This window comes from Shewanella sp. AS1 (assembly GCF_021412565.1).
GTDB lineage: Bacteria > Pseudomonadota > Gammaproteobacteria > Enterobacterales > Shewanellaceae > Shewanella.
In genome coordinates, this window is sequence record NZ_JAKCLJ010000107.1 from 1 (window position 1) to 284 (window position 284).

The window sequence follows — 284 nt, forward strand, 5'->3', positions numbered from 1 at the left end:
GAGGGGATGGCGTTCGTCTGACGACGGCCTGGGAATTGCCGAGGTGATCGTCGGCATGTTTCTGCTCGCGATCATCGCGGTGGCTATTCTTCCTGCGCTGTGGCAAGGGATCCAGTATTCCTCTGAGCAATCGTCGACTGCATCGGCGACGCGTGAGCTCAATTCTCTCGTCGAGCAGATTCGTGAGAACCCCACGTGCGGCCAAATCGCCGCAGCGGCAGCTTCGCAGTCCTTCACCGACGGCGGTGGACGGACGCTGACGAGCAGCGGCACATTCTCAGCCT

General features: G+C 61.3%; 1 protein-coding gene. It reads left to right on the top strand.

The window, feature by feature from the left end; translation table 11 throughout:
* Nucleotides 1-284, top strand: a 284-nt coding sequence (locus tag LZP69_RS16260; RefSeq protein ID WP_234201734.1) for a type IV pilus modification PilV family protein, incomplete at both ends; no start/stop codon positions are given.